We start from the raw sequence: 15585 nt of genomic DNA, 5'->3' as shown, positions 1-15585 counted from the left end.
GGCGACCGGCCATACCACCCTTCCCCGGTTCCCCCCGGGCTCTGTGGGCGCGCTCAGTGCGTGAAGTCGCCCGCGGGTGCGAGCGGCAGCACCAGACTCGACGGCCACGCGGCATTACGCTGCAGCTGCTGCGACGTGCCCAGCAGGCGCGGCAGATCCGTGGGGATCGGCATGGTGGACGGGAAGGTGCCCGTTGAGATCCGCAGGCGCAGTGCGTGACCGGGCTCGATGCGGTAGAAGGTGGGACGCAGCTTGATATCCATCTTCACCACCTCGCCCGGTGTCAGCAACTGCTGGTTCTCCAGTGTCAGTGCGTGTTCGGGAGCGTAGACCGTACCGTCCGGTGTGCGCCAGGTCTTGTCGTTGTTCAGGGTTCGCTGGCTCGCCAATTGGGAGCCGCCGGTGATGTTCACGGCCGAACCGTCCGGGGCCACATCGTCGAGCCAGACCTGGAAGGCCGCATCGGTACCGGTGGAGGAGGCATACAGCGACACACTGGCGGGCCCGGCCAGCACGGTCGGCTCGGTCACCGGATCCATCGTGTACTTCAGGCCCGCGGTCGGCTCCAGCACCTGCTCGGTGCAGGGGTTGTAGGCGGTGAACAGGCGGAAGACGAAGTCGAGCAGTCCTGCGGTGTACTGGCCCAGACTCTGCCGGTTGCACAGATTGTCGATACCGGTGAAATCGAGCCGGTCGGAGGCGTCGGCGACGGTCGGCGGCTGCTCGGTCAGGCGGTCACCGTTGAAATAGCGCTGCGTCACCGTGGTCTGATCGAACGGGTAGTGCGCGGTATCGGCGGCATTGTTGCCCGGATCGATGACGTGCAGTGGCTTGTCGGTGTGGTCGACGCCGTTGGGAATGTCCTTGAGCCAGCGGTCGAACCACGCCAGGGTGATCGTATCGGTGTCCAGGCGCGAGCCGGGACCGACGCCCAGGCCCACGTGATACCAAGGGCCCATGAGCAATTGGTAGCGCCCGTCGGCCTGCTGATCGCTCGCCATCGGCGCGAACTGATCGCGCCCGGCCGAAAGGTTCTGCAGCTGCGAGTAATTGCGGAACGGGCCCTCCTGGTACAGGTCCCAGAGGCCGCCGACCTGATACATGGCGATGCCGTTGTCGACGAGATTGTGCAGGTCGGTTTCGAAGCGCCGCTCCTGCCACCACGAGGTGTCGTAGGCCAGCGGGCCGCCCGCGTACGCCTCCAGCAAGAGTTTGATGGTGGAGTCCGAGGAGACCAGTGCCTGCAGATGGTCCACCAGGGATTTCATGAACGTCTGCGGTGACACCACCGCGGTCATGAACGGGCCGATGAGGCTCAGGAACGGCACCATGAGCGAGATCGCGGTCAGCAGGATGGGGCTCATCAGGCCGTCGTGGCCGAGCACCTCGTTGAAGATATTGTTCGGCATCGCCATGGGCACAATGGCTTTCAGTGGCGAGCCGGGTCCGATGGCTTCGGCGGTGCGCAGCGCGTTCAGGGCGGGGAAGGAGTACCCGAACATGCCGACCTTGCCGTTGGAGCCGGGCAGCTTCGAGGCCCAATCCACCAATTGCACGCCGTCGGTGCCGTCCTCGCGGGAGGCCGGATTCCACGCGCCGGTGGAACCGCCGGTGCCGCGCACATCCGCGATCACCTCGATATAGCCGTGCCGCACCAGCATGTCCTGCGCGCTGGTGGCCTGATTGATCACCCGGCGCACATCGCGGAGCTGATCGGGCAGCGGAATGTGCAGCTCGTCGATCACGCTGGTGATCGCGGCCGTGAGCGCGCTGGTGACCGCGCCGTACGTGGTGAAGTTGACGACCACCGGGAAGTCGCCGGCCGCCCGCTGCCCCGTCGCCGGATCGGTCGGATACCGCACCTCGGCCTGCAACTGGGTGCCGTCCGACAGCGGAACCACATGTCCGAGTTCATAACCCACGCCGTAGGGCGCCGGGGTGGGCTGATAGTCCGCGGGCAGTCCGAAGTTCGCGGGTGCGCTCGGCACCGGCCCGGAGGTGGGCACGGCTCCCGCGAACATGGTGCTGGACACGGTCATCGCGAATGCGGACAGCCCTGCGACAGCGAGCGGGACGAGGCGGCAGCGCACAGCCGGCCGGGACTTGCTTCTCAACGATCTACCCCTGCGTATGGTCGGAAGGCCACCCCTGCGGGCGATCCCGCCGCGCGACCTCGTCGTCGGCATTCAGCACACCGCACAGTCGGTAGCCCCCGCTACCGGCAATCCCCAAGACTGTCGGACACCCACTTGTGCATCCGCACAGAAGAGCGACAACAGCATTCAGGCCGAGTCAGCACGCCTGGCCCGATTTCGTACACCGCGCGTAGGCGGGTATGCCGCGCGTGAGTTGAGCCGCCGCGCACGAACTGTCATGCCGCGTACGAAAGGGCATGGGATTCCGTGCGCGTGGTGCGAATTCGTGCGCGAGGCGCGGGGATTACGGTGCGAAAGAAGCGGATTCGAGGCGGCGGGCTATGCGGGCCGCGGACAGGGTCATGGCGTCGGTGGGGCGGAGGGGGTCCAGGCCGGTGAGCTCGTGGATGCGGGCCAGGCGGTAGGTGACCGTATTGCGGTGGATGTTCAGGAGGCGGGCGGTGGCCAGCTGGTTGAAGCCGGTGTCGACGAAGACCTCCAGAGTTTCCGCCAGCAGTGGCTGGGAGTCGAGGGGGGCCAGGACCGCGGCCAATCCGGTGCGTGCGCTGCCACCGGCCGCGACGGTGTACTCGAACATGAGATCTGTTCGGCGGCAGACCATCTGGGAGCGATCCAGGCAGCGGCCGAGCTCGGCGAGCATGCGGGCCTCCGCGAAGAGTTCGGGAATCTCGGCGCGCGAGGATGCGACCGTGACGCCCACCCAGAAGGGTGCGGGCGGCGGAGTGCGCGGCGCCGGGGATTCCGGCTGGCGGGCGAAGTGGCCGGGCAGGCTGTCGGCCTGGCCGATCGGGTGGGCGGGCAGGAGACGGGTGGTCAGGGCCGCGAGCGTGGCGGTGCCGTCGTCACCGGGGTGCCGGGGGAGCAGGGCCGTCCAGCCGCCGCTGTCCAGGCGCAGGAACACACCGGGAATCGCCTCGATGCGATGCCGCAGTTCACTGGTGTCCGCGCCGTGCCGCGTGCCGCCCGCCCCGGTGCCGAGGCGGAAGACCGCGATGACGAACGCGTCCGGCACCGCGATGGCCGGTTCATCGGCCCATTCGATGGGGTCGCGTCCGGTGATCAGCGCATCGGCAATGGCCCGGCGGCGTTCCAGCAGTTCCCAGCGCGGATCGTGCGCGCGCTGCACACAGGCGGTGGCGATTCGTGCGGTCAGCAGGGTGATGTAGCTGAGCAGGGGGAGCGCGGCATCGGTGAGCAGTTCGCGCTCACTCTCGGCTGCGGCCGCGCGAATGCGGGACCAGATGTACTCGGCCCCGAGGCGGTAGCGGCCGAGCACCTCCTCCAGCGGTTCGCCGTCGCGGACCCGGCCCAGGGCGATATCGACCACCTCGCGGGTGTCGTCCTCGCTGGGGTTGACGCCGGTGCGCAGGAAGTCGAAGAACAGATCGACATTGAGTTTGGTGCCGCGCTCGAGACCGCTGACCACCAGTGATTGGGGCAGGGTTCGGTACGGCGGCACCGCGGTCGGGAGCTCGTCCCGTGCCGCGACCGCGCGCCGATACAGTTGTTCCAGCGCCCGGTCCCGGTTACGCACCAGCATGAACTCCCCTAGCTACATGTACAGCGACTCGATAGTAGACGCGTATGCGGTAGCTATCGGTTTGCGCCTCAGTTTTCCGGTGGCGGTCAGGCATTCACTGCCGGGAGCCCACACATCCGGCAGCACCGCGAACCGCTTGATCTGTTCCACCCGGGAGAGTTTGGAATTCGCGGCATCCACGCCCTCCTGCAGGGCTTGCAGGACCACCGGGTCGGCCGCCAGCGCGGCGATGCTCCGATCCGATAGCTGATGCCGTTCGGCGAATGCGGCGGCCAGATCGGGGTCCAGGCAGATGAGCGCGGCGTTGTAGGAGCGCGCCTCGCCGATCACCGCGACGGCGCCCGCGAGCGGGGTGTTCTCGGTGACCGTGTTCTCGATATTGGTCGGCGACATATTCTTGCCGGCCGCATTGATGATGATTTCCTTCTTGCGATCGACGATCTTCAGGAAACCCTCGGCGTCGATCTCGCCGATATCGCCGGTGTGCAGCCAGCCGTCGCCGTCCACGGTCTCGGCGGTCTTGCCGGGGTCATTACGGTAGCCGCGCATGACCATTCGGCCGCGCACCAGCACCTCACCGTCCTCGCCGATCGTCACCTCCGCACCGGGCAGGGCGGTGCCGACGGTGCCGATCTTGATGCGCTCGGGGCGGCTGACCGTGGCGCCCGCGGTGCATTCGGTCATGCCGTAGCCCTCGCACAGCGGCAGGCCGAGGCCGAGGAAGAATTCGTGGGTATCGCGGGGGATCGGGGCCGAACCGGTGACGGCGACCCGAACCTTGTCCAGGCCCAGGCGTTCCCGGACGGTGGCGAGCACCAGGCGATCGGCCAGCCGGTACTGCACCGTCTCGAAGATGTTCTGGCTGCGGCCGTCGGAGACCGCGCGGGCACGCGCCCGGCCGGTGCGCACGGCCCAGTCCACCAGCGTGCGCCGCACCGGGCTCGGTTCGGCGGCGAAGCGTTCCTCCAGTGCCGCTTTGACTTTCACCCACACCCGGGGCACACCCAGGAATACGCTCGGGTGCACCTCGATCAGCGCCTCGGCGACCTGCTTGAGATCCGGGCAGGTGGTGATCTCCGCACCGCTGAGCAGCGACAGGTAGTGCGCGAACCAGCGGTTGGCGGCGTGCGCGTCGGGCAGGTACGAGACCACCTTGTCCTCGCGGCCGCCGCCGCCGAATTCCTCGACCACGCGCGCGTTTTCGATGAAATTGGTGTGGGTCAGCTCCACGCCCTTGGGCGGGCCGGTGGTGCCGGAGGTGTAGACGATGGTCAACAGATCCTCGGGATCGACTGCGCGCCAGGTGCTGTCGAAGTCGAAATCGGCGGCCGGACTCGCCTCGATATCGGCGAGCGAGATCGTCCCCTCCGGTGCGTCGTCCACGCAGATCACGTGTTCGACCGTAATGCCCTGTGCCGCGGCCTTTTCCACCGCCGCCAGCACCTGCGGCGCGAACTGCCGCTCACAGATGACGGCCTTATTGCCGGCATTGCCGAACTGGTAGACCAGCAGATCCACCGGATTGGTGTTGTACACCGAGAACGGCGTGGCGCCCGTATGCAGGATCGCGGTATCGCACAGATGGAACTCGGGGCGGTTGGTCATCATGAGCGCCACCGTGTCCCCGCGCCCGATGCCCCGCGCCGCCAGCCCCGCGGCAATGGCGCGCACCCGCTGCCCGTACTCCCGCCAGGTGATCGCGACCGCCCCGCCGAGCGTGCGCAGTGCGATCGCCTCCGGATATGCGGTCACATTCGACTGGAACGCCTCGCACAGCGTGTGCGGGCCCGCTGCCGCCACCGATGTTGAACTCACGACCTACCTCTGGCTCACACGTCATCGAGAGCGCTTGCTCCCGGGTCGTCATACAGCACACCGCACAAAGAGCGGTGCGGACTAGTGGCAATACGGAAGACCTGAGGTGATCGGTTTGTGCAATGTGACAAACGTGGTCGCCGACGTCGCGGAGCGTAGATGTTGCTCTCGGTGCGCACGCCGATTCCTGGTTCACCGGGTGGATATCGGACGTATCGTCGAATCACCAACAGGACCGCCGGACCCCCGACCGGGCCGTCCGATCGGGTAGTGGTGCGGCTGTCGAGGAGCCCGCCGTGATCACCCCCACCGTCACCGGAGTACAGGACTACATCGAAACCGAAGGCGTCGAGTACGTCGACGTCCGCTTCTGCGATGTCCCCGGAACCCAGCAGCACTTCTCCATTCCCGCCGCCATGTTCGACGCCGAACTGGTCGATGAGGGCATCGCCTTCGACGGCTCGTCGGTGCGCGGCTTCCAGGCCATCCACGAATCCGACATGCTGTTGCTGCTGGATCTGCGTACCGCGCAACTGGATTCGTTCCGGGCCGCCAAGACGCTCAATATCAGTTGTTTCGTGCATGATCCGCATACGCGCGCGGCGTACAGTCGCGATCCGCGCAATGTGGCGCGCAAGGCCGAGGATTACCTGCGCAGCACAGGCATTGCCGACACGGCGTACTTCGGACCGGAAGCGGAGTTCTACATCTTCGATTCAGTCCGCTACGACACCACCATGAACGGGTCCTTCTACAAGGTGGATTCGGCCTCGGCGGACTGGAACACCGGCGCGAAACGCAATCCCGACGGCAGTCTCAACCGTGGTTACAAGGTGCGGCCCAAAGGCGGTTACTTCCCCGTCGCGCCCTACGACGCCGACGTCGATCTGCGCGACCGCATGTGTACCAACCTGCAGCGCTGCGGTTTCGAGCTGGAGAAGGGTCACCACGAGGTGGGCACCGCCGGGCAGGCCGAGATCAACTACCGGTTCAACACCCTGCTCGCCGCCGCCGACGATCTACAGCTCTACAAATACATCATCAAGAACACGGCGTGGGAGGAAGGCAAAACCGTCACCTTCATGCCTAAACCGCTCTTCGGTGACAACGGCTCGGGAATGCATGTCCACCAATCCCTTTGGCGAGACGACAAGCCCCTCTTCTACGACGAGGCCGGTTACGCGGGCCTATCCGACCTGGCCCGCCACTACATCGGCGGCCTCCTCCACCACGCCCCTTCCCTCCTGGCCTGGACCAACCCCACCGTGAACTCCTACAAACGCCTGGTCCCCGGCTACGAAGCCCCCGTGAATCTCGTCTACAGCCAGCGCAACCGCTCCGCCGCCGTCCGAATCCCCGTCACCGGCACCAGCGCCCGCGCCAAACGCCTCGAATTCCGCTGCCCCGACTCCTCCGGCAACCCCTACCTCTCCTTCGCCGCCATGATGATGGCCGGCCTCGACGGCATCCTGAACAAACTCGAACCCGCCCTCCCCATAGACAAAGACCTCTACGAACTGACCCCCGAAGAATCCGCCGAAGTAACCCAAACCCCCGCCAGCCTCGACGCCGTCATCAACCGCCTGGAAGCCGACCACGACTACCTCACCCAAGGCGGCGTCTTCACCGAAGACCTGATCGAAACCTGGATCCGCATCAAACGAGACACCGAAATAGCCGAAATCAACCTCCGCCCCACCCCCTACGAATTCGACCTCTACTTCGACGTCTGAATCTTCTGAGCTGTAAGCAGTTTCGCGCATTCCCATCCGCTAAGGCAAGGGGCTGTACGAAGGTGTGTGAATCACTGCTCGGGCTACGTGTGTGCGCACAATTCGGCACTACAGCGCCTCTCGATGGATGTGCCCTATTCGTGGTCGGGTCTCTACCTGTAGCTGGTGGAGCTGCCGTAGAGTTTGCGGGTATAGGTCGGTACTACTGGAGCAAGTGGACAAGGAGCAGTGCCATGGCAGACAACGAAATTGCAGCGGATAGCGGCGACTCGGTAGACGACAGCACTCAACCGGTCGCTGCCGACATTGCCGAAACCGCACCCACACCAGGTTCACGAGTCCTCTATCTCGAGGACGACGACGTTGCCCACCTCGGCGCTGGGCAATTGCACATCCACCCGGTCCGCCGAACCGATAGCTAACCGTGGGATCAGCGCTATTCGACCGCCCCGTTCGGCCCGCGCCGAGAGCGCCGGCACGGGTCAGCGCCGAACAGCTTTCCTGAGATTGAGGCTTGACTGACGGCATCGCGTATTGGATTGCCGCGAGTTCCTCACCGCCGTGACCGCTCCGAACCGCGCGAGATGCGGCAGGAGCGGACGGTGCCAGATATTAGGTCTTCCGGCTGAACGGGCCGAGGTCAGAACATCCAGCCGAGCGAATGCTCGGTCAGGACCCCTTCTGGTTGCGTGTCGGTCGCTGTCGGCGGTGAACTCTCTGATCCGGGATCACCTGACACAGGCCATGATTGATCCCATGACAGCACAGGATTCCAGCCGACTGATCACCGAGGCAGAGTTCGTAGCCGCCGTGACGAGCACCGGATGGGCCAACAAACCAACGACCGCCCAATACGAGGGCATGCGCGCGGCAACTGCTATCGGGGGCATCTCGACCAGGGCGGACCTGGCACAATTCCTGGCTCAAGTCATCTACGAGTCGGGCGGGCTTCAGTACAAGGAAGAGCTTGCCGCGGTGAACGACCCAGGTTCGGTGGCGGGCGAGTACGGTGACGGCGCTCCAGGCAGGTCGTACCACGGGCGCGGATACATCCAGCTCACCTGGCCCGACAATTATCGGGCGGCCTCGCACGGCATCTACGGCGACACCCGCTTGTACGAGAACCCCGAGTGGGTCGCCAGTGATGAGGAAACCGCGTGGGCGGTGTCGTTCTGGTACTGGAAGACCAGAGTTGCCAGCTCACCTGGCTACGGGAAGGGATTCGGCTTCACCACGAAGGCGATCAACGGCGCTCTCGAATGCGGCAGCGGCTCCGAGGCGCCCCGGCAACGATACGAGATCTACACCAAGGTGGCCGCGGCACTTGGAGTAAAGGCCCTCGGGCCGGACGGCTGCTGAGTCACAGGTACTCCGATTTCGCGAGCCGAAGCGCTCGGCTCGTGAAATCAGCGCGGCCCGAATCGACATGAGCGGGCGCTGAACGGCCCGAGTTCAGCTCGGGCCGTTGAGCTTTCGTCGGGTCCTAGCACGCCTTGGGAAGGTGCGGGTAGGGGCAATTGAGGATGTTCGGCGGCTGGGCGATGGGTCAGTCAGTCGGTGAACGACCTTTACATGAGCAGGGGGTTTGCGAAGGTCGAGTTGTCGATGACGACGTCCGTCAACCGCACAGGTTGCACCTCGGCCAGGTAGATCCGTTCAGCCGGTAGGTAGCGGTCGCGGTGTATCGCCTCGTCGTTGTCCCGCACGGTGCCACGGCACACCGAGACCTCGGGGGATACCTCGAGCCAGATGCGGAAGTCCCAGTACTGGTTGATCTCCGGCCGGAATGCGAACACGCCGTCCACGATCAGCACCGCGTCCTCCGCAGCCGTGGTTCGCACCGCGGAATGATCGATTTGGGTCAGTGGGTCGATCGCGCACAGCGAGCACTCACCAGAACCGCTGGGGCCGAACGCCTGGAGCAGTAGTGTCCGAAGACGCGGATAGTCGAAAGCGTTGCGGTAGTAGCCCTCTCCGGACTCGCGATCGTAGAGATGCCGGTCGCGCCAGGGATTCTTGAAATCGTCGAGACTTGCCCGCAGCACAGGCCGTCCGGCTCGGGCGATTCGTTCGGCGAGTTCGTGGCCGAAGCTCGTCTTACCAGAGGCGGTCAATCCATCGATACCGACGGCCAGCCGATGGTCCCCCAATGCAAAAATGCGTTCGGCGACATGATCAACCACGGCAGCACGCTCAGGCGACGCAGGCGGGGGAACCGGTTGCTGCCAGGTCGAAACCGAACGGTGAATACGTCCCCTTGCCTGCATGAACCGAGCCTATCGGTGTTCGTCCGCACAGCAACCGGCCCTGGATTGTTCCGGATCGGAACTGCCACAGCACCACTCCTTGATCACTAGCTCATCGGCATGTGCGTGCGTTGGGAGGCGTTGTCAACCAGCATGTTTGGACGACCGACCTACGCGCGGGTCGCGACAATGTAGTGCGTGTCGCTGGAGGGTTGAGCTGCTCGCCCGCCGGGGCTCTGCGGGCCGCGGCGGCCGGGTAACTACTGGCCGGGTGCGAGGTTGAGTCGTGTGCGCATCTTGTTCAGCTCCGAATCGGAGGAAATGCCGAGTTTCCGGTACGCAGCGTGCTTTTGGGTGGTTACTGTTCTCTGACTAGCACCGACCGTTTTGGCGATCTCCGCCACCGTCATCCCGTCGAGCAGGCACCGGAGTGTTTGCCTCTCGCGGGGTGAGAGTTCAGCAGCGCTACGGTCAAGGCTGTCCGCGCTGCGGACGACGGCGTTGATGGTGCGAACAGCCGGATTGTTTGCGGGCGTGGTCATTTGACGCTCCTCGACTACTACAGAACGGTGGAGAGATCGTCGGCACCGTCAGCAGGTGCTGCGGTTCCGGTAGCCGAGCGTAGCCGGGCATACAGTGCCCGGAACTCAGCCTTGGTCAGTTGCTGGTCCCCGTCGGTATCCGCGTTCAGCAACAACTCTGCCTGGTCGCGGTCGTACAGGGTCAACCACACTGCCACGTCCTCGAGCTCTTCGAGCGAGATAAGCTGGTCGCCGTTGGTGTCGAACACATCGAACGTGGCATCGGCACGTTCGTCATCGGACTCCAGCCCGTCGGCGCGAGCAAGGTCGAATTCATCCTGGGAGATCAATCCGTCACCATCGGTATCCGCGGCTGCTACGAACGCTGCGGCATCATCAGCGGAGAGCGCCAGGCCGAGGCCCTGTATCGCGTTCACCAGATCGGTGGCCGAGATACGACCGTCCCCGTCTGTGTCGAACAGGTCGAAGGCTGTTGACGAATCATCATCGTCGATGGGCATGAAAAATCCTCTCCCGCAATGGAACAGCTACAGTTGCCGAGTATCGCACTATCCGATCTGGCGTGGGCGGGGTAGTACGGGCTCCCGCTCTTCGCGCGCTGCATTCGGCAGTGTGGTGCGTTCGGCCGGCCCCGGTTGAACACCGCCAGTTGACCTTCCACGGTCAGAGCTCTCGATCGGCCTGAGCGGTCACAAACCCCGCCTCACCGGCAAAATTTGCCGCCCCAGTGCGATCTTTGACCGCTCAGGCCGATTCTCCAGCCACCCCCATGCGGTCCACAGCCATTCGACCAGTTGCCGAAGGTGATCTCGGTAGTAGCCTTCCCGAGAAGCCAAGTGGCCGAACTCAACAGCGTGGGTCGCGGCAGTTCGGATGTTCCTGCGCCGCAGTCAGTGTCGCCCGTGGCTGCCCAAGCGCACCGGGCAGCCCAGCGATATTTGCGGATCTGAGACGGCAGTTCTGTTGCGGCGGTGTGCCGATCAACGTCCGCTGCCGGTCTTCCAGACCGTTGGGTTTGCCCTCCCCGTCCCCCAACACGATCAGAGTCGCGACGTGACTCGGCACTCCATAGCGCAGAGCCTGGGGACGGTGCTACAAACGAGTTCACACGATGTCTACCCACTTGTGGTTGATCAGCGTTCGTCCACCCGTTGATCTTTCGGGGTGTCTCACCAACGTTCGTTACCTTGATGCGCCCGGACGGCTCGATTTGCGGTTGAGCCCGCCCCTGTCCCAGGACGAACTGGTCCGAGGGGTCACCTGGTTCAGGCGATACCCACGCAGCCGCTCTTGGATACGGCAAGGATCGCCACCACGACTGCGACGCCGACCAGGACCAGCGTCAGCCGAGTGCGGCGCAACACGGCGGCGACGATGAAGGAGGCAATCCAGATAAGTCCGATACCGATGATCGCGATGGCGTGGTCGGCCGTTTTGGGGCTGGACCACGTCGCCCTCACATCGCAGCCGCCGGAAACCGCGTTGATCGAGACGAGGATCAGGCCGGCAAAGCCCCACACGATGGTAATCGCGACTGCGGCGATCGCTTTCAGAGCCCGTTTACAGCCGAGCCACCACCGAGTTGGTTGAGTAGTTGCCATATATCGTTCATCGCCGAGTGCGGCGGCCATCTCGTCATCGGCGCCGGCTGACCGCGCGAGAACACCGCCACTTCCCACCTCGAGACACGGGATGTACGAGGACAGTTCCGCCGAGGCGATGCACGGAAGTCGGCAGGAGCGCGCACCAGGAAGCGCTGTCGGGCACACGGTTTGGACGGCCGACAAACGCGCGGGTTGCGGTAGGACCGGGCACCCTTCGGGCTCAATGTTGCGGCCGGTGCCCGCTATGGATCGATCGAACATTTTCGGTCCCACGTGGTGATCACCTGCCGGGACCGTCGAACGGCCTTCTGGCTCACTTCTTTCTACCAAACCACGGAGTTCGGATGTGCCCGGAGTCGCTCAACCCGCCACCTGGATACCCGTGATCCGGGATGACTGACTTACAGCTGTTCAACCGCAACATATCTCAATTCTCGACACCTACGAGCCCGCGGAGACGAGGCAGGCAATCCGATGAGGGCGAAACCGAGCCGACCTGAAGGTCTCGGCCGCAACGGTTTCGGCAGCCTCCGTCATGCGGTGGAGTCGACCACCGAGGTCAGCGGAGGCGGCCTCACGGTTCACGCAAAGTACTCAGGTAGCGAGTTGTTTCTCGTGATCACCGATGAGGCTCCGGACAGCGCGGCATACGGTAGGTGCGGGAGTTCGGGAACCCGGCCTGGTGATCCTCTTCCCAGACTCGGGAAGAAGTGCGCGGGGTGCAGCGCTGCTTCCTCGATACCGTGAAAGGGTGCAGTTCTATGACTCCACCTGTCTGATTACAGGTGTCAGCTTGGCGGATATGGACTACACCTACCTGCTGCTGCGGTGGACGGGGCGACGGTATCAGCCGATCGCGCTCGGTGTCTTGGCCAGTGAAACCGGCGTCTATCACTGTGGTTGCGAGACTGACGAGGAGAGTCGCAACAGCGACATGGTGGCGAAGTACTTCATCGATGCGTTCGAGACGGGCAGGTTCTTTGCCAAAGACCAAACACGTCATGCGCCGAGCGGCCTGTCGTGTATGGCCGAGCTGATAGACCTCATCGAGGTCACCTGCTCGTGCTCCGACATCTACGGCCACCACTACCCGCCGTCGACCTTGTTGGACGGCGATGTCATTGTTTTCGCAACAATTGCTCAGCCGGTATGGGACGCGTTGACCGCAATCAAGAACCCGTGCACGGACTCCCCGGGTGAACAGTTCGAGCGGATATTCGCGGATTGTCCTGTCGCGCAAGGGATCTATCCAGAAGGCCGGCGGCGGCTGCTCCCCGAGAAGATCAGGCAGCTGAAGGTTGTCGATCAGTTCCTCACTACCATGAAAATGCCTTGGGCGCCGCCGATGGAACCAGCCCAACGGTATCCACGTGGCTACGGTGAGCACAGCTATGCCGATATGGTCGACTTTCTCGCTCAGGCGAGACACGACTACCGAGACGTGCCAGCCATTCTGGCCGGCCTCGACAATTACGAACTCAACATGCGTGACACGGACAGGTACGTTCCACCGGATCATTCTTATTCCGGCGTCGAGTCGACGTATCCCACTGGGCCGGGAGTGCGGGTCGCCAAGCCAGCGTGAAATCGTATGCGTCCGAACGCATTTGCTAGCGGCGAGTCGATCGTAAGCGTTCCTGGATGCTGGCGTTGACGGCTGGCGAGGACTTGCGGAGCCAGTTGGGCCGGTCGCATCATCTGGCCGCCGTAGATCGCCGGGGCGGGACGTAGATCGAACTCGACTTCGATCTCGACTCCGACGTGTGAACCGCGCTGCCCCTGGGATCGCGACGAACTGCGCGGGCCCGGCGTCGGGGACCGTCGTGGTGCGATTGTGGGTGTTGCGTCGCGGCTAGTCCAGGGGACGTGCTAACCGGAACGGCGCAGCCCCTGCAGGATTGAGAAAGACATCGACGCCCGGCGGCGCGAACTCGGTCAATTTCGCCCCGACCACAGCTCCCCATCGGGGGACGTCCAGGCCGATTTTCTGCACCTCTGCGGTGGCGACGAACACGCAGGAGGCCCCGTCTGGGCTGGTGCCGATCAACGGCCTACCCTGCTCGTCGTACGCGACCGCCACGATACAGTCACGAACTGTTGCGGTCAGTTCTTCACCGAGATGGTCTGCGCCGGTTGCGATCCGACGCAAAATCGCGTCGATGGGGTCGGTCGGTACGGTCGCGGCGCTGGGCTTGTAGCCAGGATTCGGTTGAAATGGCCCGATCGTGGCATCAGCGTTCCGGCGCCATCCCCCCACCATCAAACCGGACGCAACCACCCCTTTGGTGGCATCCCACGCCGGATCGACCAATACGAGCCAATCACCCTGCCGGATCACCCCGGGAACCGGATCGTCCACCGCGGCCTTCCTGTCGCTCTGTCGCACCATTCAAACCCTGCCGAAATCCAGCGGCTCACGGTAGCACCAGAAGCGATCACACGATGCCTCACTTCCCAGAGCTGGGACGGAATTGGAGCTGGGACGGAATTACCTTTGATCCGTCATGACGCAACCGGCAAGGATTCTCGCTCGAGCATCCGACCGCGTTGCCAGTGCGATCATCCACGCGGCCAGGAGCATGCCCGAGCACTCTGCTGGTGAGCCGCTGCGCGAAGTCGCGGCCGAACTCGTAGGGAAAGATGGCGATGCTGTTCCCGAGATCCTCAGAGGTACGGATTTTCGTACCGGGATGTCCCACTCGTTCGAGATAGGCACGGTCGAAAGCGTTCCCTTGAGGGATTCGAACGGAAAGCTCATCGGTGTGAAGTTCCCAGCCCAACACGACAACGTCGACAGTTGGGTTAGATGGGCCAACGCCGACGAGCGGACGTCCGACAGAGGCTACGGCGTCGGGGTACCGATAGTCACACCGAACCCGAATGGGAACGGGGTCAATTGGGAACTGCCCGACAGCAGGGATGCGCCATGGGATACCGGCGGGCAGCCACCGACCTATGTGTTCGCGCACGGGATTCCGGACGGCACGGTCTTGATTCGGGCAAGTTCCGCCGACTCGACGTCAACCGATTTCGCCGTAGACGGCAAGAACTTCGGCCGCATTCTCGCCGCAAACAATCACTATCGGCAAGCCATCGAAGATAATAGTCAAACAACAGTTTCCGCGATTTGTTACGGAGACGCGTCAGCCGACCAGATGACCGAGCAACTGTGGGAGTCCGGAGTAGACACCGATGTCTTTTCCTTCAAGGTTCCCACTCTCAACTGGTCCGTGGGTCCGACACAAATCAAAGGCGAGGCCTCGACACTGTCCGTTACGGCATCGAACCCCTCAGAAGAACAGCACCTCGCAGATCCCATCACTCACCGCGTGCCCCCGCGGCGAACTCACGACGGCGCCTGACAGCCGAGATCGCCTGTCCACTTCTTGGGACGAAGAGAGTGAGCCAGCCTCGATCGCACTGCGGCGCCGCGTGATTGAAGCCGGCCGGGAGGTTGTGGTCTGCCTGACACCGCGCTGGAACTGAGGTTGCGAGCCTTACCTGACGCGTAATCGACTCTGTGACTCGGAGCGAAGAAGCTTGGTGCATGAGCGAATACGAGAACGTTGCACAGCGGTACATCGACAGCTGGAATGAGAAGGAGGCCGGGAAGCGGCGGGCGTTGATCGACGAGTTGTACACGGCGGATGTGGTTTTCACTGACCCGCTGGTGCAGTTGATCGGGACCGATGCGGTGGAGGGGATGGTGGCGGGGGCGCAGGAGCAGTTCGCCGGGCTGGAGTTCGGGCTCGGGCCTGTGGACGGACATCACGATATTGCTCGGTTCACCTGGACGCTGAACGCGCCAGGGGTCGAGGAGCCGATTGTGATCGGGTTCGATGTGATCACCCTGGTCGACGGGAAGATCGCGCGGGTGCAGGGATTTCTGGACAAGGTGCCCGCCTGAGGGGAGAGTGTTCGGTGGTGTTGCCGCGGTGAATTGCGGCCG

The 15585-nt window shown here is 64.0% G+C and carries 14 protein-coding genes; 6 read left to right on the top strand and 8 right to left on the bottom strand.

Annotated elements, in window-relative coordinates:
• Nucleotides 1–53: 53 nt before the first annotated feature.
• The 3 genes from ABZX86_RS09775 to ABZX86_RS09765 form a co-directional block, all read right to left on the bottom strand.
• On the bottom strand, nt 54–2039 hold the full coding sequence (locus ABZX86_RS09775; RefSeq protein ID WP_355121881.1) for a CocE/NonD family hydrolase: 1986 nt from the start codon (nt 2037–2039) through the stop codon (nt 54–56).
• Nucleotides 2040–2439: 400 nt separating this feature from the next.
• Nucleotides 2440–3696, bottom strand: a complete 1257-nt coding sequence (locus ABZX86_RS09770) for a helix-turn-helix domain-containing protein (protein ID WP_355121879.1) — start codon at nt 3694–3696, stop codon at nt 2440–2442.
• 12 nt (nt 3697–3708) lie between these two features.
• Complete coding sequence (locus ABZX86_RS09765) at nt 3709–5511, bottom strand: AMP-dependent synthetase/ligase (protein ID WP_355121877.1); 1803 nt, start codon at nt 5509–5511, stop codon at nt 3709–3711.
• Nucleotides 5512–5807: 296 nt separating this feature from the next.
• On the opposite strand from ABZX86_RS09765, the gene glnA reads away from it, so the two are divergent.
• The 3 genes from glnA (at nt 5808) to ABZX86_RS09750 (ending at nt 8603) form a co-directional block, all read left to right on the top strand.
• Nucleotides 5808–7244, top strand: a complete 1437-nt coding sequence (gene glnA / locus ABZX86_RS09760) for a type I glutamate--ammonia ligase (protein ID WP_355121876.1) — start codon at nt 5808–5810, stop codon at nt 7242–7244.
• Between the two features lie 233 nt (nt 7245–7477).
• Nucleotides 7478–7666 carry a hypothetical protein gene (locus ABZX86_RS09755; protein WP_355121874.1) on the top strand — a complete coding sequence of 63 codons (189 nt, stop codon included), beginning with the start codon at nt 7478–7480 and terminating at the stop codon, nt 7664–7666.
• A gap of 334 nt (nt 7667–8000) precedes the next feature.
• Entirely contained in the window at nt 8001–8603 is a 603-nt protein-coding gene (locus tag ABZX86_RS09750) for a chitinase (RefSeq protein WP_355121872.1), read from the top strand.
• 209 nt (nt 8604–8812) lie between these two features.
• Here ABZX86_RS09750 and ABZX86_RS09745 read toward each other — a convergent pair whose 3' ends face one another.
• The 4 genes from ABZX86_RS09745 to ABZX86_RS09730 all read right to left on the bottom strand — a co-directional run bounded on the left by ABZX86_RS09745 (nt 8813) and on the right by ABZX86_RS09730 (nt 11663).
• A complete protein-coding gene (locus ABZX86_RS09745) occupies nt 8813–9427 on the bottom strand; it encodes a hypothetical protein (RefSeq protein WP_355121870.1) in 615 nt (204 codons plus the stop codon).
• 323 nt (nt 9428–9750) lie between these two features.
• Nucleotides 9751–10032 carry a helix-turn-helix transcriptional regulator gene (locus ABZX86_RS09740; RefSeq protein WP_355121868.1) on the bottom strand — a complete coding sequence of 94 codons (282 nt, stop codon included), beginning with the start codon at nt 10030–10032 and terminating at the stop codon, nt 9751–9753.
• Nucleotides 10033–10049: 17 nt separating this feature from the next.
• Nucleotides 10050–10532, bottom strand: a complete 483-nt coding sequence (locus ABZX86_RS09735; protein ID WP_355121866.1) for an EF-hand domain-containing protein — start codon at nt 10530–10532, stop codon at nt 10050–10052.
• Nucleotides 10533–11297: 765 nt separating this feature from the next.
• Complete coding sequence (locus tag ABZX86_RS09730; RefSeq protein WP_355121864.1) at nt 11298–11663, bottom strand: hypothetical protein; 366 nt, start codon at nt 11661–11663, stop codon at nt 11298–11300.
• Nucleotides 11664–12387: 724 nt separating this feature from the next.
• Between ABZX86_RS09730 and ABZX86_RS09725 the strand changes: the two genes are divergently transcribed.
• Nucleotides 12388–13221, top strand: a complete 834-nt coding sequence (locus ABZX86_RS09725; protein ID WP_355121862.1) for a hypothetical protein — start codon at nt 12388–12390, stop codon at nt 13219–13221.
• A 267-nt stretch (nt 13222–13488) separates the two neighbouring features.
• On the opposite strand, the gene ABZX86_RS09720 is transcribed toward ABZX86_RS09725, so the two are convergent.
• Nucleotides 13489–13995 (bottom strand): type VII secretion system-associated protein, encoded by a 507-nt coding sequence (locus ABZX86_RS09720; RefSeq protein WP_355121860.1) that lies wholly within the window; start codon nt 13993–13995, stop codon nt 13489–13491.
• Between the two features lie 145 nt (nt 13996–14140).
• Here ABZX86_RS09720 and ABZX86_RS09715 point away from each other — a divergent pair, with 145 nt between their 5' ends.
• Nucleotides 14141–14998, top strand: a complete 858-nt coding sequence (locus ABZX86_RS09715) for a hypothetical protein (RefSeq protein ID WP_355121858.1) — start codon at nt 14141–14143, stop codon at nt 14996–14998.
• 185 nt (nt 14999–15183) lie between these two features.
• Nucleotides 15184–15543: a nuclear transport factor 2 family protein gene (locus ABZX86_RS09710; protein WP_355121857.1), complete on the top strand. Its 360-nt coding sequence runs from the start codon at nt 15184–15186 to the stop codon at nt 15541–15543.
• The last annotated feature ends 42 nt before the right edge of the window (nt 15544–15585 follow it).

This window comes from Nocardia sp. NPDC006630, from assembly GCF_040611495.1.
In the GTDB taxonomy this organism is placed as follows: domain Bacteria; phylum Actinomycetota; class Actinomycetes; order Mycobacteriales; family Mycobacteriaceae; genus Nocardia.
Note: the sequence above shows the minus strand (reverse complement) of the source record. Positions and strands in the feature narration are given on the sequence as shown.